This is a genomic window from Sporosarcina ureae (genome assembly GCF_002082015.1).
GTDB lineage: Bacteria > Bacillota > Bacilli > Bacillales_A > Planococcaceae > Sporosarcina > Sporosarcina ureae_A.
This window is the reverse complement of record NZ_CP015109.1, coordinates 1,992,501-2,015,745: the sequence shown is the minus strand read 5'-3', so window position 1 is coordinate 2,015,745 and position 23,245 is coordinate 1,992,501. Positions and strand designations below refer to the sequence as shown.

Here is a 23,245-nt window from a genome sequence, read left to right as displayed (position 1 = left end):
AAAATAGGAATTGACCTCTCAACCGTTCTGTTTATTTAAGAATGACAGGCAGAATAGACAATCTTCACCTTTACGGCTACTGCCGTAGTGTACATTGCACACATGAAATCCTTCATTGTACAAGCGAGCCAGATTGTCTACGCCTTCGCCCACATCAAGCTTCTTTGGACGTTCATCACGCGCGGCCTCTTCTATATCTTGTGTAATCTTATCGATTTCATCGAGTCGCGTTCGCAGATGATGGTTTTCCAGACGAAGCGAGTGGTTTTCTTCAGTCATCTTTGCAACAAATCCAATGAGTTCCCTGAATTGTTTTTGCATAGAATCCAACTGTTGTTCAAACTCCATTACCCTGTCAAGGAAGTTCACTTCTTTCAACTGTTCCACCTCATCATTTAGTCAATTGAGCTGTTTCTTTCTGTAGATCCTCAATCTCACTCCACGCATATTCTACTACTCGTTCAAATGCCGGTATATTCACCTGAAGCACACGCTCCAATAAATTCAGTCCGACTACTTTTCCTACTCCATCCTGTGTAACTACTTGCTTACCAAGATCGGGCATTAGCGCTTTCGCTTCTTCATATGCATCATTTTCATACTTCAGGCAACACATCAAGCGACCGCATAGACCGGAAATCTTTGATGGGTTCAATGAAAGGTTTTGATCTTTCGCCATCTTAATGGATACTGGCTCAAAATCGCCTAAAAATGTTGAACAGCAAAGCATTCTACCACATGGGCCAATACCGCCTAACATTTTTGCCTCATCTCGTACACCGATTTGGCGCAATTCGATTCTCGTGCGGAATATTGCTGCGAGATCCTTCACTAGATTACGGAAGTCCACCCGGCCTTCAGCAGTGAAGTAAAATACAATTTTATTTCGATCAAATGTATATTCTACATCTACTAAACGCATATCCAATTGATGTTCTGTAATTTTTTCCACGCAGACATCAAATGCTTCATTTGCTTCTTGCTCATTTTCCTTCACACGTTCACGATCACCTTCATCTGCAAGACGAATGATCTTTTTCAGTGGCAAGACGACATCTTCATCATCTATTTCATTACTTCGACTGGCTACTTTACCGTATTCTACCCCTCTTGCGGTTTCTACAATAACATAGTCGCCAATTTCAATCGGCATATCCAATGGGTCAAAATAATATAACTTCCCCGCTTTTTTAAAGCGGACGCCTACGACTTTAAACAAACAATAACCCCTCCTGCATAGTAAGCACCAATTGTTCTAGTAAAAGCGTACGATTCATATTTTGATGCAATCGTTTTTTCGCCTGCAAGACGGCATCTATTTTAACAGTTAAACTGCTATAGGTATTTTTGACAGAATGTCCTGTGAAGATTTCCAATTGATCAGGATAGGATATAGTCGACTGCAATCCTGCTTTGACCGCTACAATATCACGGTATGCGAATAGAAGCAAATCGAGTCCTTGTTCACAATCACTTTTCTCCTTCATGAAAGGCATCCAATCTGTCTGAATGAACAGCAATGCCTCGCCTGGAGTTCGCTGTTCGATTGCCTCTACTAATTTTAACACTAATCTCCGTCTCTGTACAAAGGAATCTTCTTGCGCCATTTCATAAGCCACTTCAACATTTGCCGTCATCATCGTTACAGTGGATGCCATAGAAGCTGTAACTCCTTTTTCTACAAGACTTTCAATACTACTTTGGCGATTCATCGACTGAAGTGAAATTCGCTGACAACGTGATTGAATTGTCGGTAGTATGGATGGATAGGAATCCGTGAGCAATATGGCTGTGATGCTGCCTTCGGGTTCTTCTAAGAACTTCAGCAACGTATTGGCTGCTGAGGAATTCATTCTTTCCGCATTCACAATCACATATACTTTCCGTCCTTCTTCATATCCTTTTTTCGTCATTTTCATAATCAATTCAGACATCTGATCCTTTTTAATGTCCTGTCCATCGGGTCTGATTAGTACTACGTTCGGATGATTACCCGATTCTATACGTTTACATGAATGACATGTTTCACATGGAACATTTTCTTTTGGGTCCATGCATAATAACAATTTCGTGAAGTATTGCGCAACCGCTTCTTTGCCTACACCATTTGATCCGTCAAATATATAGGCATGTCCAATGCGCTGTCTTTTGTGAATCATAGTTAGTCTATCGATCACTTGCTTCTGAGACTGCAATGCATGGTCGTGCAACTTCTGTGACATGCAAGCCCCTCCTTAGTTGATAAAGATGTTGCAAAAAACCCCGTGCTACATATGATTGCGGCACGGGATCACGTATATAAATTGACTAGAAGGCCTTTGATTTCACCTATTTTAGCAAGTAAATCAATGGATGATTCTTCTTCATCCAACAGGGCTTCCGTCAACGCGATTAGTTTTTCATCTATTGTTTGGACAAGATTCAACCGGCGACCTTCACCAAATTGGTTCCATGTATGAGATTGTGTTAACTCAATACCTGAATCTACTGCTTCTTTCAAAAAACGTTTGATCAGCATCTTGTATTTCGCCATATCACGTAAATTTCGAGACCTTGCGAGTCGATCCCCAGCACTTGAGATATCCCCAAACAACCGTGTAATCTGTTCTCCTTGCAGACGTGATCCTTGTTTTGCTACCATTTGTCCAAACTTGGCATTACCTTGTGCATGCCGAAGCGGATCAGGCGGTAACTTATCTAATCCTGTACGGTATTCACCATTGACTTTCATCAGCATTCACCTCTAGCTTAAAAGTGGTGGAACTGTTCAATTGGCAAGACAAATACAGTAGCTCCGCCTACTTCTACTTCGATTGGGTACGGGATATATGAATCCGCATTACCACCCATTGGTGAAACTGGAGCAACCATTTGATCGCGAGAACGACAATTATCACGAATTAAATCCAGTGCCTTGGAGACTAACTCATCTTCCACACCCATTAGAAACGTTGTGTTACCTGCGCGAAGAAATCCACCTGTACTGGCTAATTTTGTATTCCGAAAATCACTTTTAGTCAATGCAGAAGATAATCGGTTACTATCTTGGTCCTGTACCACTGCTACAATCAGTTTCAATGTACTCTCCCCTTTTCCGATTTCTCATAAAAATATATTTCTTCATTATTATATCATGAATTCTTATGTAAGTTGACTTCTGAACTTACAATTCGCCAAACATTTTCCACGACTTGCGCTGGTAGCTGGTGTGCATCTACCACTTGGATTCGCCTGTCATCCCTTGCTATCACTTCTTGATAGCCTTTGTACACTCGCTCATGAAACTCCAGTTTTTCCAAATCCAGACGGTTCTGCTCACGGTCTTTGTCTTTCCATATCCGGGCTAATCCTACTTCAGGTGGCACATCGAAGTAAATTGTGCAATCGGGCATGTACTCCCCAATAGCAAACAAGTTGATTGATAGTACTTCATCTATACCTAGTCCACGTGCAAACCCTTGATATGCCAATGAACTATCAATGAAACGGTCACATAATACAATTTTATTCTGCTTCAGAGCAGGTATGATTTTCTCTACTAAATGTTGTCTACGGGCAGCCGCATACAGCAACGCTTCTGTCTTACCATCCATTGTACTGTGATTCGAATCCAAAATCACTTCTCGAATTTTTTCTGCAATAGGAATTCCACCCGGTTCACGTGTCATGACTACATCTTCTCCATGTGCCTTTAAGCGCTCCGCTATTTTTTGCAATACGGTAGTCTTACCAGCCCCTTCCGGCCCTTCAAAACTAATGAATAATCCCGTCATCTTCTATTCCCCTATCTATTCAAAACTACTTTTACTTGTTTCGTCTCTCGATTGATGGCCCCTTGAAACCTACAACCAGCCACCAATAGATCGTATATTTGTTTTATATGGTCTTGGTTAATACATTCTCCCGCACATAATAGAGGAATGCCTGGTGGGTACGGAATAATCGCTTCCGCTGCTACTTTTCCAGTTGCACTCTGCATACTTACCCATTCCTTATCCATCGTATGAAGCTGGGTTGCTGTATATACTACTGTTGACGGAGCACTGTTTGATAAATAGTTGTTGACCCGCACTGACGTAATCTCTTTCTCCGCTAAACAGTCCATTGCATTTTTAAATTTGTTCGCTACGTCATCGATGCATACTTCATCCCTTGCTTTTACCAAAGGCAGTACAAGCAACACTTGGTACAGATCCGCCAACTCAGGGTAAATGCCCTGTTGCTCCAATGCTTCCTGCAAGACGTATCCTGAATGACCTGTTGCGCGTACGAGCAACTTCAGTTGATCATCTGTCTCGATTACTTCAACGCAAGGCGTATTGTATAGACCTTGAATTAAGTTATTTCTGTATACTTGAAAACTTTCATAGTCTTTTTCATTATACGTCTCTGCATAATACCTGGCATCATCCAAAGATGCCATCATTAAGTAAGATGGACTGCTTGATTGTAACATTTGGAGGTAATGTGCTACTCTTTCCGTTCTTATAAATTTTGAACGGATATGTAAAAACGACGCCATCGTCATCGCTGGTAATGTTTTATGCGCGGACTGAACGACCAGATCTGCTCCGAGTTCGAGTGCGCTCTTAGGAAATGCATCATGTACTATGAAGTGAGCACCATGCGCTTCATCAATGAGGACTGGTATATTGCGGCTACGACATACTTCTATAATTTGTCTAAGGTCTCTATTTACTATTCCATAATAAGTAGGCGTGGTGAAAATAGCAGCTTTCACATCCGGATACTGCGTGAGTGCCTCTTTTACAGTCTTCAATGAAACCGTTCCAGCCGTTTGCGTCTGTTCATCCCAATCCGGAGAGAGAAACACTGGATTCGCACCTGTCAGTTCCAGTGCATTGAATATAGATTTATGTGCATTACGTTGCACCATTACCAAGTCTCCCGGCTGAACTGTTGCATACAACATAGCCAGGTTTCCTACTGTCGAACCATTCACTAGAAAGAAACTCCGTTCGCTTCCATAAAGACATGCCAACTTGTCTTCTGCTTCTTTAATCGCACCTGTCGCTTCATGCAAGTCATCAAGTCCTGCGAGCTCCGTCAAATCATATGCAAGTGCCTGACGCACAGCTGTCGGCAAATCGGATAATGCCCCTCCTTTATGTCCCGGTACATGGAATGAAACAGGCTTCTGGTTGAGGAAACGCTGCAGGGCTTGCACAAGTGGACGATCTTGATATTTCATCTAGCACGCACTCCTTTACTTTCATTCAGTATAGCAAAAAGCGACACTCCTGACTAAAGGAGTATCGCTTTTCAGGTCACATCATATGGTTTATATGCTTTTAACATAGCTTGTGCTCTTGATTTGACACTTAATTTTTCATATATAGAAGTCAAGTAGACGCCTACACTCTCCTCCGTCAAAGTTAGATTTCTTGCTATCTTTGGATTGGTTTGACTTAGTACAAGTAATGAAAACACTTCTTGCTCGCTTGGTGTCAGTGAATCAAGTGCCGAATCCCGCTTTTTTGTTGCCAGCACTAAGCTTTCTACGTAGAAGTAGGGAACTTGTGTCCAATTCCACTCATGGGATTGCTTTCGTATTTTTTTATATTCTTTCAACATCGATTCCATACCCTCTTCCCTAGTGAACAACTGTATATAACCGTACTCTTTACTATGGGTCATGGCATCATGTAAAGTTTGAGCCATTTCCAGCCAGGATTCTTGATAGGCATAGCATAGGCTTTCTAAGATGTTTGCTTCGATCAATGTCTCAATTTGTCCTTCCTGTATTGCTTCAAATTTCACATGTAGCACTTTCTTCAATGCATCCTCCCATTGACCTTTCTTCAGAAGTAATCTCGCTTCTACGAGTACGACAAATGGATGTTGTGAGGTACCTTCTTTATATCCATTCTGCATTTTTGAGAAAGCTATTTCTGCCTCTTCTAGATTATCCTGCGTCAAGTAAATGAATGCTTCGAAAGCATATAGAAATCCTCTCCAGTGGCTTTCTTCTGTATATAACAAAGCCCTTTGCAACGTTCGATGTGCATTTTCCATCTCACCATTCGCGATATACAGTTTACAACTCAGCATATACATAGGTATTAGCAAGCCTGGATCTTGGTAATGATGAGCTGAAAGAAGTGCTTCTACTTGATGTTCTCTGGCTTCTTTTAGTAAGCCTTTCACGTACAACCTTTCCGCTTGAATTCCGTGATCATAGCCGATAATAGAAAGCTCATTTCCTCGACAAGATTGCCATTCCAGTCGTACTTGTTGGTATTCATGGATTGCTAATTTTTTAGGAGAACCTAATGGTGTGCGCGATAACGTAGGCTCTGTTTTATTAAACTGGAGGGGCATTACGTATAATTTGGAACGCTTTTTTATATGAAGATCAAAACCTTTTTGCAGCCACTGCCCCACCTCTGTCATACCCCCCATTCGTATGATAGTGATGTAGGACTTGATCAAAAAATAATCGTATGCAGCGGATTGGCTTCTTACAGTAAAAGCGTTCCAATCTTTTTGATTTTCTTGGGTCGTCATTCGGCTTGTGACGAGATCCGCTGCATCCACTTGGTGCTCAGCAAGAAGAGAAAAGGCATACAATAGTTGAAGATCTAAAGCCAATGGAATATTAGCTATTTCAAATTCACGGCACCAAGATATGAAGGTTAAGGTCTCTCTATTCTTTATAATATCTTCACCGTAATTCATCATCCAAGTACTCGCAAGTGGATACGCCTTGCCTATTATGGCATGCGTGATTGCTTGCACTATATCACCTTGCTGAAAATATACACCCGCTGCTTTTTTATGCAATTCTACTATAAAGCTCTTTGAATAGGTTTGGTGCAAGTTTTGTTGCAACGCGACAGCGAAAAGAGGATGATAACGATAATGTGCATCTTTTTCAGTATCTCTCTCTATGAAAAAGCCTTTTTCCTCTAGACTTTGTAAATGAACCAAGCTTTCTTTATTCCCTAGTAGTGCGTCGCATAGATTATGATCCATTGTATTCAAAATGGATGTTGCTAACAGAAAATGTTGTGCCGAGTTTGAGAAACTATCCCATAGATCATTCATCAAAACATTCATAGCATACTGTCGATGTCGGTCAGATTGTATTTGGTTACACATACCTTGAGGCTGCAATGCGTTTCGAAGTCCTGCGGGCCAACCTTCTGCCTGAATGAATTCTTGCCACACTAATTGTTGCTGTTGAGGTTGATGCTTCAGGTACTTTTTCATATCTTCAACTGTGAAACGTAGATGTTTCGTCTTGACTTCGGTGACAGTGAATAAGGATTGCCAGAGTGCAAGTGTAAAGGGAGGAAAATGGCGACTGGCGAAACAAATTTTCAATGGTTCAGGTAGTTCCATTACAAAATACTGGATCATTTCCAATAGTTCAGGAGAGTTGATATGATGAAAGTCATCAATAATTAATCGAACTTGTTTCGTCATTACGCTACCCAGTTGTTTGTAGAAATTCCACATCGCATTCAGTTTATCGCGATCTGCATTGGCCAATTGTTGCTGTAATTCCTCATTTGGCAGCAAATTGCAAGCTGAATAAACGGTATAGATGATATAACGAAAAAATTGGAGAGGCTCATTATCCGCTTGATCGACTGTCAACCATGCGACGTTTTCATTTAAATTATCTGACCACTGAGTCAAAAATGTCGTTTTTCCATAACCCGTTGGAGCATTGATAAACAGAACTTTTGACTGAACTGCCTCATGTTGAATAGCGATCATATTCTCTCTACTAATCCACTCTTTGTGCTGTGCTGGTATTTGTATTTTTGATGCTAATAGTATGACCATGATAACCACCCTCACATTGATAGTAGTTTATTGTCGTGCTACCGCCAGTCTTTGGCCTGCAAAACCGCCTGGGTCCGTGAACTGACATGGAGTTTCTTGTAGATTTTTGATAGATATACTCTTACGGTTCCCACAGAAAGAAAGAGCTGTTCCGCAATTTCTTTATTAGAAGCGCCGGTTGCAAGCGCCTTAATCAACTCTTCTTCGCGAGGAGTCAAATTCGGTTTGCTATTGTGATGAGTAGCTACAGGGTGATCGGTATGGTCCTTCTGCAACGATTGAGCAAAGACAAGTGGCACTGTTTTCCATTGTGGCTGTTCAAAGTTCATTCGGCTTTTTATATAACTCATTACTACCGGGTTCAAAGATTTTTCTTCTAAAAACATACGTTTATAGCCTGATTTGACTGCTAGCTCCAATGCTTCATGAAGTATATCGATCGCCAACTTCTTTTTGTTGTTTTTCCACATACAAATTGATCGCAATACCTTTGTCTCCATAATAATTGTCATCTGAGATTTTTCTTGAGCTTCTTGCGACACTTGCTCAATATAATTAAGTGCTTTTCGTGTATTACCTTTGGCTATATGCAGTCTTGCTTGTACAAGCATCCAGAATTCCAAACCCGATTCTGTTTGCTGATGTGTTAAATTGGATGATTTGTTCAATTCACACTCTGCTCGTTCTAGGTCACCTTCCCGAATATAGCTTAAGGCTTTCATTGTAACCAAAATACATTGCCAATTAGGATGGGCTGCTGATTCCATGGCGTGATTCAGTATAGCTTGAGCTTCGGTAAACTGTTCATTAGCCAGAAAAATTTTAGCTTGCAAAACGTACATCGGTATAGACAAGCCTACATCATTATAATGGTAAGTATATTCCAAGGCTTTTTTACTATATTGCTCAGATTCATGCAGCAAATTCATTTCGTACAATACTTCAGCTTGTAGACCATGACTGTATCTTGATAGGTTATGAGCGAGAAATGTATCATTTTGCAAAATGTCGTTCAATGTAGATAATTGTTTGATAGAAATTAGATTACCTTTGTTGCCCAAGCTCGTTCTCAGTAATTGTGGTTCAAAGTGGTTATAGATGATCGACACGTTTTTCCATCGGGAATTAGCAGGAAACGGATGAACGTGAATTACTTTCTGTAAATGTGTGACTTTTTTCTTTGTACATCCTTGATCCCTAAACAACGTAAAGGCTTTTACAATGTCTAAAATTAGCGACGCGTCTTTTAAAGAGTCTTCATCTTTCCAATTTGTTTTTTCATTCCGACGATCTAGTTCTCGAATAACCGATTCTGCCTTATCCATTTCAAACCGAATAGCTAGATTAAACGCGTATATTGCCAGCGTTTCTGCATGGAGTTCAAAAGAATGTTTACGTAGCATCATGATCCATCTCATGAACATCTCATTCTGTTTGGATACGAAGATATTTACTAGGTTCTCTTCAATCCAATGATTGGCTACATCTAATAATTTCCCTTTAATCGCTAGCTCGATCGCCGTTGCATAATCTCCTTGTTTATATTGAACATGCGCAGCTTTAGCATAAATTTTTGTTACACTGTCTTGCGAAAAGCGATGATGCATTTCGTTCCGTAGAACCATCAAAAAAAGATCATGGTATCTGTATGTCAACTGATTGTCTCTTAACTGATTGGTGAATACCCCCTCCTCCTCCATATCTCTCAATACCTCTCCACTATCATTTCGGTTCAATACCTGATTACAACTTTCGGGAGTTACATCTTTCAACACTGAAGTACGCATGAGAAACTCTTGCATAGAGGGACTGAGTCTAGAAAATACTTCATACAGTAAGTAATTTGTTACTACCGGTGACGAGATAGAGAAATCTTTTGCTTCCCATTGGAGAACTTCTTCTGAACCCGTCATATTTAACAATTGAATACCTAAAGGCCAACCTTCTGTAATACGTAATACTTGCTGATAGAAAAGTTTTGAATGGCTCGATTGCGGAGAACGTTTCTGGTAAAACTCTCGGACTTCGTCTAATTGAAATTGAAGTTGTTGAATACCAATTTCATATATCCAGCCCTTTGGCCGCCATTTGGAGATGGTCAGGGGTACTTCGTCTTTGCTTGTTATGAAAATTTTCACATAATGTGGTAAATAATCGATGAATTGGTTCATCATTTTATGGATGACTGGATTCGTGACCATATGATAATCGTCTAAAACAAGTGTGATTTTTGTTGTTTGGCTACTGAGTTCATTCAATAGCATATCAATAATCATAGAATAGGGCGGGCTTGTTTTGATGAAACGCAATAGCCTATCCGCACGGATTGTATTCCCACTTTTCTCGATGGACATGATCACGTGATTCCAAAATCTAACGGGATCATTGTCCATTTCGTCTAATGTGAGCCATGCCGTCGAGTCAGTTATTTCGGAGAACTTTTTACTCAGCAACATAGTCTTTCCATAGCCTACGGGTGCGCGGACGATAGTAAGTCGAACCAATCCTGCGTGAATAGGAATTTCTATGTCTTTTCTACTGATTATCTCCTTGTTTGCTATAGGCATTTTAACTTTCCCATTAGCTCCATGTACATTCACAAGTTTTCTCTCCCCTCGATTGCTATAGGTCTCACACCAGATCCTGATCTACCTATCAACCTGCGGAACTTCATGATACATCTGTATTAAAAAATATTTCTCCGATTGGCTTATTGAGTACATCCGAGATTTTCTTCATTGTTTTAGCGCTTGGATAGTAAGCTCCGTTTTCTATTTTGGATAAAGCTGTACGTCCGATGCCTACCCGCTCAGCCAATTCAGCCTGCGTCAGGTTCATTTCTTTCCTGAGTTTTTTTATATGATTGGCCAACATCCCGTTTTCTCCTCTCACTGAAGCTTTATAATTGACTGCTTTATTTAGGAATTCCAATGTAGATGTTTCCATTCCACCCATTCGCCATAAAGAAACCCTCGTTTGACCCTCTTCTGCTGCAATTTTTATCCACTGATACAAGGTCTGCTGATCTCCGTACCAAACAGTGAATGCTTTGCCGTATTTATCCTTGTAATCAAAATACATACTGCCACTGGATGGATCTCGTATAGGTATAACTTTACTTTTTTTAGCAAGTTCCTCTGCCTCTGTTTCTGTGAGGGGTTTCGTTTCATCGCTCCCGTGTTGCCAACTAAAACCGCCAGCCGATAGAGCAATAATTGGTTGCCCGGGTAAAGTATTCATTTTTTTCACTACTGTTCGAATGAATTCATCATTCGCTTTCGGACCTGGCTCCGAGTGGCTCCCATATAAGTTATATGCCATCATGACGTAGACTGGTCCTGTCGGGAAATGGTATTGTTCCACGTGTAAATTGGGTTCCACTATAATACGCAACGGTTTTCCTTGTGCCTGAAGAACGTCATATAATTCTTTATAAAATTGAAGCAAGTTGGGCAGGTCATCTTTATTTATATTTTCATAGTCTATTTCTAGCCCTTCGAATTGATAGGCATCGATATAATTTAAGATGTTATCAATATGCCTTTCACGACTTTCTGGTGTTTCTACCAAACGTCCAATTAACTCAGGGTCTTTGTGCACGACTGTTCCATTAGGTAGAAACTGGTCATTCACAATCGTTAAATCTAAAGGTATATTACGTTCCTTTGATAGTTTCTTCATTGCGGCAATAGCGTCATCCATTTTATCCCGCAAGTAGACGTGATCCTCCTCATCAAAATACGCTGCAAAAACCTGCGCCCTATGCACACCATGAACTTGTCGGAGGTCTTCCACTCCACTTTGCCATTGCCATTCCGTCACCCACGCTGAAAACTCTAATTGATCTAGACCTGACACATTCATAGTTTGCTGTTTCTTTTCCTGACATCCACTAAAAAAGAAGCAGGAAATCACAATGAATAATACTTTTTTATTAGTGGACATTGAAATCTCCGCCTTTTTTACATGCCAGTCATTAGAAGTTGTCGACTACCCAGTTCATTGCCGACTTAATTGAACCGACAAATGTATACATTAGTTGCTGTGGCTTTTGTATTTTATTTGTAAATAATGTCGTCTGTTCAACATCACTTTTCGTCAAAGAAGAAATTGTCACATCACTAAACTGTGCGTCATGAATTGGATCATGGAATTCTCCTGGTATCCATGTAGAACCTAGTGCTAGCTTTCCAACCTGAATGTCTCGGTTGACAATTAGCTTATCGATAACCTTTTCGTCATTCAGCCAGATGGTTAATTTATTATCTTGAAGTTCAATTTTTAAGTTTTTTTCATTAAATATCTTTTGTTGGTGTGCTTTTTCTTCTTTTTCTGAGTCAGTTTTATCTTGATCGGTTGTTTGCTGTATTGTAGCTTTGGATATTTGTTTTGTTTCAAGTATTTCTTTCAACTGTCCTGCCACTTTTTCTTCTATTACTAGATGGTCGTTTTCAAATGCAACTTTTACATATGAATCACCATTATCACTACGTCTTAAGTAAACAGATTGTTGACCTTCAGCAGTACCGCCCACTTTTCCTGTGAACTGTATATCCTTGTTCGTACTCTCTTTCAGAACCAGTTTTCCATACATTCTTGCTTTTGACGTCAGAGTGATTGTATTATCATGAAACTCCGCCGCGCTTTCAATCGTCTTCCACTGTTTAGCTTGTTTTTCGTCACCATTTATAAAATCTATCTTCTGATTTGTATCATGTGAAATTTTCATGAGTAAATGATTTGTTGACCAGGAAGTCTTGGGCTGGACGCGGGTTAGGTTATATAATTCTTTATCTTTTGTGTTATATGCATCCCCTTCTTGATTGAAGTGCATATCAAATGTTTTTCTAATCTCTTTGTCATTGACATCAGTAACCAATTTATTTGCTGTATTATATAAACCATTTGCATGCATAATCATGTAGACACCGGGCACAGTACCCAATTGTTTTTGATACACATTGCGCATATCTTCATAGTCATTTGTAATCCGCTTTTCCATCTCCACTCGATTCTCACTCGGAATCAAGTTCTGATCACGGATGAAGTCCATCAAAAAGTGGTTGTACGAATTGATTTCGTCTTTATTCAGTACTTCGTCATCATCACGAATATTCAAGAAGGTACCTTCTTTATTGAAGATATTGATATACGTTAAACGGTTTCCATTGCTACCTAATTCCCAGAAACCGCTTTTTTGCATCTGTTTTAGATGTGAGGGCTGAAGAAAACGCTTATCGTTCTCGTCTAATTTGTTGGCAAAAGAGAGCAATGTCGCTTTGTAGTTATACTTCTTTAACAGTGGATTGACAAATACGCTCGTATCCGTACGTCCATCTTCGAAAGCGAGGAATAATGCTTTTTCAGGCAACGGCTTCTTATTATTGTAAAAGTTTAGAATATCTTGTTGAGAAATTGTCTCGTACCCTTGGTTCGTCAACGCCTCTAGCTGTCGTTGCATTTGTTTCTTAGCAAACAAAGAATCTGACCCATCCCTTGAAACACCTGGATATGAAAGAGCAATAAAACCTCTCGTGTTCTTCCAGTCTTTAGTATCCGATGCATCATAACGATTCATTTCGACAAACGTTTGGAACACAAGGAAACCAATGACTAATAAAATACCTATTTGAAAAATTGATCGTCTGACTTTCCGCCGATTCTTCTTTTCGTAATCTAATATTTCATCACTTTTTTGTTTCATTTGTCATTCTCCTTGTCTACAAATTCATATAGTTATGATTTGATAGTTAGAGGATCTTTTTTCAGCTTCTTCCCCAACTTCTTCTCACGCGCTTCGATATCTTGTGGTGTATCGCGTGTTCCCCAAGTAGATTTCCAGAATGTCACCCATGCAATAGGCATCTGCCATAACAGAACAGCCTCATACATCAAAACAAAGAAAAATCCGAAGATCCAAAGACTGCTTTTCTTAAAGAACAAGTAGGCGGTACTCATCATGAAGGCCATCAAGAATAAGCCCATCAAGAAGGTGGTTGGGATTACACCGTGAAACAACGGCACATAGACTAAGTTATACAGTACGACAACGGGTGCCGCGATTGGGACAATCAGACCTACGTAAAAGAACAGAGCCATGAATACTTCTTTCCTCCAAATAAATGTTCCTGCTCGTAGTGATTCGCGTAACCAAGAGCGTTTCCAGCGCATTTGCTGTTTTAAAAACACACCAAAATTATCCGGCACCACTGTTGAACAGATTGCATTATCTTGATATGCCGTGCGGTGTGTTTGTAAAATGAAATTGGTCATACTACGATCATCGCCAAATGTTGCCGGTTGCCCTAAGAAAGTTTGATTAAGCCAATCATCCTGATTCTCGAGAATTAAAGACTTTCTATAGCAAGACAATGGACCCGATAAACAAGTGACACAATCAAAATATGATTCGGCTGCTTTCATGACTCGAAAAGCAATGTAATAACGTACGACTTGTAATTTAGTAATACTGTTTGTATATTTATTTTCAACATCTGTTCTTCCTGCCACTCCACCCATTTTAGGATCCTGGAATGGCTGAACTAAGTTCAAAATAGCATTGGGCTCGAGGAAGCTATCTGAATCAACGAATACAACAAGATCATGTGTAGCTAATGCAACACCGTCCACCAAAGCTTCACGTTTTCCTCCATTTTGCGACATTACATATACTTGTAATCGTTCGTTAATTTTGTAAACTTCATCTTCCTGCTCTAGCTTTTCTACAGCCTTCCAAACATTTTCTACTGTACGATCTGTCGACTGATCATCCACGACAATTACTTCCAGTTTGTCAATTGGATAGTTTTGATTCAGACAGCTGTAAATCGTTTTATGAATCCACTCTTCTTCATTAAAGACTGGAATGATAATAGAAACACCAGGACGATAATGTGAATTGATCGGTACGTTCCTATAAAAGGCACCAAATATATACCGCGTTAGCAAAAATGTAGCTGCAATTAAACTATAAAAATAAATAAATTTATTGAATTTGAAGTATACTAAACTCTCAATACGCATCAATACAATAAAGAACGCGACAAGCAGCAGACTGGCAAGCGTAAAAGTCGTAATAAATCTCCATTTTGTTCGTTGGAAGTAGGAATCCAATGACTCGACAAATTTAAAGACCATTTTCCAAGTTATTTCACCAGTCGGCATCTTTACTTCCTGCCAACTGACCGTTCCTCGGATTCTCACCGTCGACTCGTACCCTTCCGCCATCGTCCCTTGTGGAATTTTGAAGCGCAAGTATACAACATCTCCAGACTTCAGTGAATTCATGGAAGAATCGAAGTCTACGATTAGCTCCGTCTTGGATATTTCGATAGCTTTTGTTTTCATCTTGGCACTAAATCTTTTCATTCTCACTATTACGTTAAGGTCACATGAGTAGGAGTCTTTTAACAAGCGATTTGTTTCAACCTCGTTGCCCTCTTCATCTCTTCGCAATATTGGAACGTTCGGAAGAAGTGTCGATTCACTAGTGTGTCTGATTATCTTTTTGGCTTCTGATTTTTCTTTCACCGTAATTCCACACCTTTCTTATAAACTCCAATATCGGATATGCTGGTCTTCAAATTCTTTTTTATTGTAAATCCCCTTAACGTCAATTAGTAATTGAGTAGTTTCCGTCTCAAACATGTTCTGAAAGTCTTCTAGCGTTAGTCCTCTGTATGCCTCGTGAGGTACTGCAACAATCACTGCGTGCAGTTCTTTGAAATTATCAATAGAGGCGAGTGTGATATCACATTCTTCTTTGACCGCTTGGGGGTCTGCTAACGGGTCTGCGACAATTGGTTCGATTCCATACTCTTTTAATTCTTTGATAATATCGAGTACTTTTGTGTTACGGAAGTCAGGACAATCTTCTTTAAATGTAAGGCCGAGTACACCTATTTTGATAGTATTCATATTCACTTTCTGCTGCGCGAGAATCTTAAGAATTTGCTGGGAAATATAGGCTGCCATGGAATCATTGATATGGCGCCCTGCAAGGAGAATTTTAGATCGGTATCCGCAGTCCTCTGCTTTATATGTTAAATAGTAAGGATCGATTCCTATGCAGTGACCGCCTACTAACCCCGGAGAAAACGGTAGGAAGTTCCACTTCGTTTTTGCTGCACGCAATACCGCCTGCGTATCAATTTTCATTTGATTGAACAACATGGAGAGTTCATTCATAAAAGCAATGTTAATATCCCGTTGGGCATTTTCAATAACTTTCGCTGCCTCTGCCACTTTGATGCATTCTGCTCGATATACTCCAACGTCAATAATCATTTCATAGACACTTGCCACAGTATCTAGTGTTTCCTCATCACTGCCAGAGACAATTTTAATAATATTTTCTAAACGATGGACTTGATCACCCGGATTAATGCGCTCTGGTGAATAGCCTACTGTAAAGTCCGTACCGAATTTCAGGCCGGATGCGCCTTCTAGTTCAAGTATGCACACTTCCTCTGTCACGCCAGGATAGACAGTTGACTCATAGACTACGACTGACCCTTTCTTCATGTTTCGCCCTACCAATTGGCTAGCCAACTGAAGAGCTTTCAAGTCGGGCAAGTTTCCTGATTGAATGGGTGTTGGAACTGCAACAACGAAAAACTTGGCGTCTTGTAAATCTTTTTCATTGGAGGTGAATAGCATATTAGCATCTCGAATTCGTTCATCTCCAACATCACCTGTCACGTCAATTCCAGCAACTAACTGGTCAATCTTTTTTTCACTTACATCGAAACCAATTACATCAGCCACTTCAGAAAATGCAATAGCTACTGGCAGTCCGACGTAACCTAAACCAACCACTGCAATCTTTTCTTGTCTATACATGATTCGCTCGTATAATGAATTCACCATCCATACCATCTCCATTTTTAGTTATTCTTCATTCGCATTAATTCTGTCATATGTTTAAATGTATAGCCTTGATCGCGTAATGTATGGATAACTTTTGGGAGTGCTTCAATCGTCTGCGTGCCATCCAAGATGTGAAGTACAATGACACTTCCATCTCCACGTTTGTTGACAACACGTTTGAGAATTTCATCGGCATCATTTGCTGTATCCCAATCAAAAGGGGTGACATCATATAATGCAATGCTTTTATAACCTGTTGCCATTGCAATTTTCGCTGTATTTTCATCTATTTCACCAGTAGCAGGACGGAACAGCATAGTGGGTTTTGCTTGAATCGCTTCAGTAATGATTTTATGTGCTTTAACCAAATCCTCTTGCAGTTCTTCAGGTGTCATTTCTGTTACTATCTCATGGCCATAAGAATGACTTGCAACTTCATGGCCTTGTTCATAAATAGCGCGTGCTAAGTTTGGATTTTTCTCAACACCTTTACCAATCAAGAAGAACGTAGAGGGTACTTTCTCCTCCTTCAAAATATCGAGAATCTTTGTAACTGTGTAATCGCTTGCCCAGTCGTCAAATGTCAGCGCAATCACTTTTTCTTCAGTAGGAGCATCGTAGAAAATATTTGGCTTTATATCTTTATAGTTTGGATTGACTTTGATTTGATCATAGCCTGCAATTTGTTCAAGTGGCTTACGCTCGGTACCTCTATCAATTAATTCCTTTAGTGGGATTAATTGATAACCAGTGTTTTCTACAGCCTTCGCAATATATGGAATTGCATCTACTACCTCAGGGTTAATATCTGTATGCATGGAAATAATTGCGCCTCGTGTTATATATCTTTCAATATATTCACCAATTGACTTTGCTCCCTGCATATCCCCTTCACGTGGGTTGATTGTGTAGTGAACAACCGCATCCATACCAAGCTGTGCAGTTATGGCTTGAAGATCTTCATTGTATTCGCCTGATCTCGTTCTGACATAACGGGGTGTTACTCCCGTTTCATTTCGGATTACTTCATTACTGAGTTTTACTTCTTTGTACAGCTGCTCGTAACTTGTATTTTGAAGATTCATTTGGTTTAATGTGTTGTTTTCTATTTCGTGGCCGCGTTCTAAAATCATTTTGGCAATTTCAGGTTCTTCCGCTACTCGAATACCTGGTAGAAAGAACGTAGCTGGAATATTGTTTTTCTCTAGAGCATCCAAGAGCGCCACCATCGTCTTTTGGTCGGCCATTCCGTTAAACGTAAGTGATAACTCTTTTCTAGTTGTCCATACATAGGAAAGTACTTCACTTTTTTCACCTATATAGGGGTCTACCTTTTGACTAGCTAGTGCAACAGCACCTGAACTACCACTTTTTCCACCTCCAAATAATGGTGAACACCCTCCCATCAATAAAAAAGAGCTTAGAAGTAGCAAAAAAGAAATAAATTTTAATTGGCTAAAACCATGAGAGATCCCATATTCATAACGCATTCCCAACACCTGCACTTTCTGTGTCGCCACATTTTTAAAAGCCTATTTGTAAAAACTACGAATATTACACTAAGCATTCAGTACGACTAGTGTTAATAAGGAGTTCAGACCGTTTGTACGGTTTATTTAAGTTCATCAACAATAAACAGGAGTACAAACTAATCAATAAAACTAGTAGTACTTGATAGCTGTAAAAGTAAATGTTAAATATAATACTGCTCTTTTTTATACAGAGAAAATACTTCTCATCTCCCTTCTAATTATTAATATTGCGTTGTGTTGTTTTCCTAAACATTTAAATTAAAAAAACTCTTTGTTTAGTCTTACAACACATAATATGGCGTTTAGTTCTTTTTGTCAACACATTTATTGAAAGACTACTCGGTTTATTTAAAATTGATACTCATGCTGGAATTCTTTGATCAGCTATTCTAGGTAGCATATAGACATGTTAAGGTTGAGGGATTTGGAGTATAGCAGTTCCCTGACTAATAAAGTAGAATGGAGATATAGAAAGAGTATGATAAACAATTTGAGTATGTTCTAACCAATTTGTCTGTAATTCAATGGCAAAACTTCTATTGTGTATTTCACTGACTTCTGTATATTTAAAAAGTATAGTCTTTTTACCTATAAACATTAATACAGTATTTCTTTTTATTTGTTACTATACAGGTTATGATAGTAGTACACACTTTTTAACAATAGTCTGTAAATAGATAAGGTGGTAATATATTTGAATGAATTTGGAAATCGCCTAAAAAAATTACGCGAACAAAGACAGATGACATTACGTTACTTAGCAGACCTCGCTGGCCTGAGTTACTCTTTCATTGCCTCATTAGAAAAAGGTAGATACAACCCTTCCCGAGAAACAATTTGCGCACTAGCAGCAGCATTAGAAGCAGATAAAAATGAATTACTAATATTAGCAGGTTACTTGCCTAATGAAACAGTAGATCGAGCTATTTCTTCTCCAACAAGCAATAAACCGACTAGAGAACATAGCCTTGAGATCCTATTGCAAGAACAAGTATCTTTTAATGGAGTAAGATTATCCGTGGAAGATAAAAATGCATTGTTAGCCTTTATGCAAACAATGTTCAGTTTAAGAAAATAATCATATTACTCATTTTTCGAAAAATTGACAATACTCAATAGTATTTTATTTCATTCTGCTATATAATAATGGTAGAATGATTTTCTATTTACACATATACTTATTGTAAAACAAAGTATAATACTAGCTTTTAAACGAAGCTGGCACTCCATTAGTTGCCGAATATAAAATTCACTTTTCACTCTCCCGTCAATTAAGTCTTTAAGTTAGGTTAAAAGGAGATGAACAATATGCCAGCTTATATGGTTAATGAGTATTATATTTTTACGTCGTATGAAGAAATGTCTTCCCTCATTCATGATATTATCCACTATTCTCTTCTACCCACCCAACAAGATCGACATTCGTTTTCTATACTTACGGGTAACCTAGACACTACCGCACTAAAATTCCAATCAAACAATGGGCTTTCCATTGCTGTACGATACGAAAGCGATGAAGATATTTACTACTCCGTATGATTAGTTAGCCCGCTTTAATCAAATTGAATAAGAATCTTTGCTATCTAATCCATGGGTTTTTCAACATGGATTCTTTTGTTGTTGTCTCGGTTGTCTAGTGTGTTCTACCTTACATAAGTATGCCAGCGATAGTTATGGATACTGGTGAGCTAGATGCCTGATTTGAAGCAGTTGTTGACAGGGTTTGTTGAACGTTTAAATGGAGCGATATAGAGCGGTGGCCGTTGACAGTGGAGGACGATTAAGCATTTGCCGTGACTCACTGGGCAGATATACGAGAGGATTGAGCGGTTGTGCGTTACTTATTGAGCGGGTATGTAAGGGGATTGAGCGGTTAAACCGTGTGATAGAGCACTTGCCGTGATTTATTGGGCGGTTACTGTGACCCTTTGAGCGGATATACAGAGGCATAGAGCGATTTTCCAGGCTCATTGAGCGGATACGCGAAGTGATTGAGCGATGATCGTAACTCAATGAGCGGTTAAGCAACACAATAGAGCGTTTAATATAATAAATAGAGCGAATAACCCAGATCTATGAGCGAGTAAAGTATGGATACATCAATATTCCATTCAACTTTTTCCATTACAAAACACAAAAAAGCCACTCCCCATAGGGAATGGCTTCGCGTGCCTAGCAACGTCCTACTCTCACAGGGGGAAACCCCCAACTACCATCGGCGCTGAAGAGCTTAACTTCCGTGTTCGGTATGGGAACGGGTGTGACCTCTTCGCCATCGTTACTAGACTCTTTGAGTAAAGCTTGTTCACTCAAAACTGAATAAAGGACATTGTGTAGTTCAAGTAACTACTTTTTATAATAGGTTAAGTCCTCGATCGATTAGTATCTGTCAGCTACATACGTCGCCGTACTTACACCCCAGACCTATCCACCTCATCATCTTTGAGGGATCTTACTTACTTGCGTAATGGGAAATCTCATCTTGAAGGGGGCTTCATGCTTAGATGCTTTCAGCATTTATCCCGTCCATACATAGCTACCCAGCGATGCCTTTGGCAAGACAACTGGTACACCAGCGGTATGTCCATCCCGGTCCTCTCGTACTAAGGACAGCTCTTCTCAAATTTCCTGCGCCCGCGACGGATAGGGACCGAACTGTCTCACGACGTTCTGAACCCAGCTCGCGTGCCGCTTTAATGGGCGAACAGCCCAACCCTTGGGACCGACTACAGCCCCAGGATGCGACGAGCCGACATCGAGGTGCCAAACCTCCCCGTCGATGTGGACTCTTGGGGGAGATAAGCCTGTTATCCCCGGGGTAGCTTTTATCCGTTGAGCGATGGCCCTTCCATGCGGAACCACCGGATCACTAAGTCCGTCTTTCGACCCTGCTCGACTTGTAGGTCTCGCAGTCAAGCTTCCTTATGCCTTTGCACTCTGCGAATGATGTCCAACCATTCTGAGGAAACCTTTGAGCGCCTCCGTTACTCTTTAGGAGGCGACCGCCCCAGTCAAACTGTCCACCTGACACTGTCTCCTGCCCGGATCACGGGCAAGGGTTAGAAGTCCAATACAGCCAGGGTAGTATCCCACCAATGCCTCCTCCGAAGCTGGCGCTCCGGAATCCAAGGCTCCTACCTATCCTGTACAGGCTGCACCGGAATTCAATATCAGGCTACAGTAAAGCTCCACGGGGTCTTTCCGTCCTGTCGCGGGTAATGCGCATCTTCACGCATATTATAATTTCACCGAGTCTCTCGTTGAGACAGTGCCCAGATCGTTACGCCTTTCGTGCGGGTCGGAACTTACCCGACAAGGAATTTCGCTACCTTAGGACCGTTATAGTTACGGCCGCCGTTTACTGGGGCTTCAATTCGGAGCTTCGCTTGCGCTAACCCCTCCTCTTAACCTTCCAGCACCGGGCAGGCGTCAGCCCCTATACGTCATCTTACGATTTTGCAGAGACCTGTGTTTTTGCTAAACAGTCGCCTGGGCCTATTCACTGCGGCTCTCTCGGGCTATTCACCCTACCAGAGCACCCCTTCTCCCGAAGTTACGGGGTCATTTTGCCGAGTTCCTTAACGAGAGTTCTCTCGATCACCTTAGGATTCTCTCCTCGCCTACCTGTGTCGGTTTGCGGTACAGGCACCTCCCGCCTCGCTAGAGGCTTTTCTTGGCAGTGTGAAATCAGGGACTCTGGAGATTAAATCTCCTCGCCATCACAGCCTGGTGTTAGATGAGAACGGGATTTGCCTCGTTCTCCACCTCACTGCTTAGACACACAACCAACTGTGTGCTCACCCTATCCTACTGCGTCCCCCCATTACTCAAACGGCGGGGAGGTGGTACAGGAATATCAACCTGTTGTCCATCGTCTACGCCTATCGGCCTCGACTTAGGTCCTGACTAACCCTGAGCGGACGAGCCTTCCTCAGGAAACCTTGGGCATTCGGTGGAAGGGATTCTCACCCTTCTTTCGCTACTCATACCGGCATTCTCACTTCCAAGCGCTCCACCAGTCCTTCCGGTCTAGCTTCAACGCCCTTGGAACGCTCTCCTACCATTGACCCTAAGGTCAATCCACAGCTTCGGTGATCTGTTTAGCCCCGGTACATTTTCGGCGCAGCGCCACTCGACCAGTGAGCTATTACGCACTCTTTAAATGATGGCTGCTTCTAAGCCAACATCCTGGTTGTCTGGGCAACGCCACATCCTTTTCCACTTAACAGATACTTGGGGACCTTAGCTGGTGGTCTGGGCTGTTTCCCTCTCGACAATGGATCTTATCACCCACTGTCTGACTCCCAAACATAAATCATCGGCATTCGGAGTTTGTCTGAATTCGGTAACCCGGGATGGGCCCCTCGTCCAAACAGTGCTCTACCTCCGAGATTCTTTCGTTTGAGGCTAGCCCTAAAGCTATTTCGGAGAGAACCAGCTATCTCCAGGTTCGATTGGAATTTCACCGCTACCCACACCTCATCCCCGCATTTTTCAACATACGTGGGTTCGGGCCTCCAGTCAGTGTTACCTGACCTTCACCCTGGACATGGGTAGATCACCTGGTTTCGGGTCTACGACCCCATACTCATTCGCCCTATTCAGACTCGCTTTCGCTGCGGCTCCGCTTTCTCAGCTTAACCTTGCATGGAATCGTAACTCGCCGGTTCATTCTACAAAAGGCACGCCATCACCCATTAACGGGCTCTGACAATTTGTAAGCGCACGGTTTCAGGATCTATTTCACTCCCCTTCCGGGGTGCTTTTCACCTTTCCCTCACGGTACTGGTTCACTATCGGTCACTAGGGAGTATTTAGCCTTGGGAGATGGTCCTCCCGGATTCCGACGGAATTTCACGTGTTCCGCCGTACTCAGGATCCACTCTGGAGAGAATGTGCTTTCGATTACGGGGCTTTTACCCTCTTCGGCGGACCTTTCCAGGTCGCTTCATCTACCACATTCCTTTGTAACTCCGTATAGAGTGTCCTACAACCCCAAGAAGCAAGCTTCTTGGTTTGGGCTCTTCCCG

Annotated in this window: 15 protein-coding genes and 2 rRNA genes (1 of these 17 running past the window's edge); 1 reads left to right on the top strand and 16 read right to left on the bottom strand. The window is 41.0% G+C overall.

The window, feature by feature from the left end; translation table 11 throughout:
• Window positions 1-18 precede the first annotated feature (18 nt).
• The 14 genes from yabA to SporoP17a_RS09875 all read right to left on the bottom strand — a co-directional run bounded on the left by yabA (window position 19) and on the right by SporoP17a_RS09875 (window position 18,173).
• Entirely contained in the window at window positions 19-378 is a 360-nt protein-coding gene (gene yabA, locus SporoP17a_RS09940) for a DNA replication initiation control protein YabA (protein WP_083034502.1), read from the bottom strand.
• A gap of 13 nt (window positions 379-391) precedes the next feature.
• Window positions 392-1,219 (bottom strand): PSP1 domain-containing protein, encoded by an 828-nt coding sequence (locus SporoP17a_RS09935; RefSeq protein WP_083034501.1) that lies wholly within the window; start codon window positions 1,217-1,219, stop codon window positions 392-394.
• Window positions 1,212-2,222: a DNA polymerase III subunit delta' gene (gene holB / locus SporoP17a_RS09930; RefSeq protein ID WP_083034500.1), complete on the bottom strand. Its 1,011-nt coding sequence runs from the start codon at window positions 2,220-2,222 to the stop codon at window positions 1,212-1,214. Before holB ends, SporoP17a_RS09935 begins: the two co-directional genes overlap by 8 nt.
• A 68-nt stretch (window positions 2,223-2,290) precedes the next feature.
• On the bottom strand, window positions 2,291-2,731 hold the full coding sequence (locus tag SporoP17a_RS09925; RefSeq protein WP_083034499.1) for a YaaR family protein: 441 nt from the start codon (window positions 2,729-2,731) through the stop codon (window positions 2,291-2,293).
• A 17-nt stretch (window positions 2,732-2,748) separates the two neighbouring features.
• On the bottom strand, window positions 2,749-3,078 hold the full coding sequence (locus tag SporoP17a_RS09920) for a cyclic-di-AMP receptor (protein WP_009499399.1): 330 nt from the start codon (window positions 3,076-3,078) through the stop codon (window positions 2,749-2,751).
• A gap of 53 nt (window positions 3,079-3,131) precedes the next feature.
• The gene (gene tmk, locus SporoP17a_RS09915) at window positions 3,132-3,773 is read right to left on the bottom strand and encodes a dTMP kinase (RefSeq protein ID WP_083034498.1); all 642 of its coding nucleotides are present in this window, start codon (window positions 3,771-3,773) and stop codon (window positions 3,132-3,134) included.
• 11 nt (window positions 3,774-3,784) lie between these two features.
• On the bottom strand, window positions 3,785-5,212 hold the full coding sequence (locus SporoP17a_RS09910) for an aminotransferase class I/II-fold pyridoxal phosphate-dependent enzyme (protein ID WP_083034497.1): 1,428 nt from the start codon (window positions 5,210-5,212) through the stop codon (window positions 3,785-3,787).
• Window positions 5,213-5,283: 71 nt separating this feature from the next.
• Window positions 5,284-7,815, bottom strand: coding sequence for a winged helix-turn-helix domain-containing protein (locus tag SporoP17a_RS09905; protein ID WP_083034496.1), 2,532 nt, complete (start codon window positions 7,813-7,815; stop codon window positions 5,284-5,286).
• A gap of 38 nt (window positions 7,816-7,853) precedes the next feature.
• A complete protein-coding gene (locus SporoP17a_RS09900; RefSeq protein ID WP_083034495.1) occupies window positions 7,854-10,415 on the bottom strand; it encodes a winged helix-turn-helix domain-containing protein in 2,562 nt (853 codons plus the stop codon).
• 70 nt (window positions 10,416-10,485) lie between these two features.
• Entirely contained in the window at window positions 10,486-11,760 is a 1,275-nt protein-coding gene (locus SporoP17a_RS09895) for a helix-turn-helix domain-containing protein (protein ID WP_083034494.1), read from the bottom strand.
• Window positions 11,761-11,791: 31 nt separating this feature from the next.
• On the bottom strand, window positions 11,792-13,519 hold the full coding sequence (locus SporoP17a_RS09890) for a polysaccharide deacetylase family protein (protein WP_083034493.1): 1,728 nt from the start codon (window positions 13,517-13,519) through the stop codon (window positions 11,792-11,794).
• Between the two features lie 32 nt (window positions 13,520-13,551).
• Window positions 13,552-15,318 (bottom strand): glycosyltransferase family 2 protein, encoded by a 1,767-nt coding sequence (locus SporoP17a_RS09885; protein ID WP_420542205.1) that lies wholly within the window; start codon window positions 15,316-15,318, stop codon window positions 13,552-13,554.
• A gap of 45 nt (window positions 15,319-15,363) precedes the next feature.
• A complete protein-coding gene (locus tag SporoP17a_RS09880) occupies window positions 15,364-16,683 on the bottom strand; it encodes a nucleotide sugar dehydrogenase (protein WP_237262306.1) in 1,320 nt (439 codons plus the stop codon).
• A gap of 17 nt (window positions 16,684-16,700) precedes the next feature.
• Window positions 16,701-18,173 (bottom strand): polysaccharide deacetylase family protein, encoded by a 1,473-nt coding sequence (locus tag SporoP17a_RS09875; RefSeq protein ID WP_083034491.1) that lies wholly within the window; start codon window positions 18,171-18,173, stop codon window positions 16,701-16,703.
• Between the two features lie 736 nt (window positions 18,174-18,909).
• Between SporoP17a_RS09875 and SporoP17a_RS09870 the strand changes: the two genes are divergently transcribed.
• Window positions 18,910-19,293, top strand: coding sequence for a helix-turn-helix domain-containing protein (locus SporoP17a_RS09870; RefSeq protein WP_083034490.1), 384 nt, complete (start codon window positions 18,910-18,912; stop codon window positions 19,291-19,293).
• Between the two features lie 1,092 nt (window positions 19,294-20,385).
• On the opposite strand, the gene rrf is transcribed toward SporoP17a_RS09870, so the two are convergent.
• Window positions 20,386-20,501, bottom strand: a 5S ribosomal RNA gene (rrf, locus tag SporoP17a_RS09860).
• Window positions 20,502-20,574: 73 nt separating this feature from the next.
• Window positions 20,575-23,245 (bottom strand): 23S ribosomal RNA (locus tag SporoP17a_RS09855); it runs 259 nt beyond the window's last position.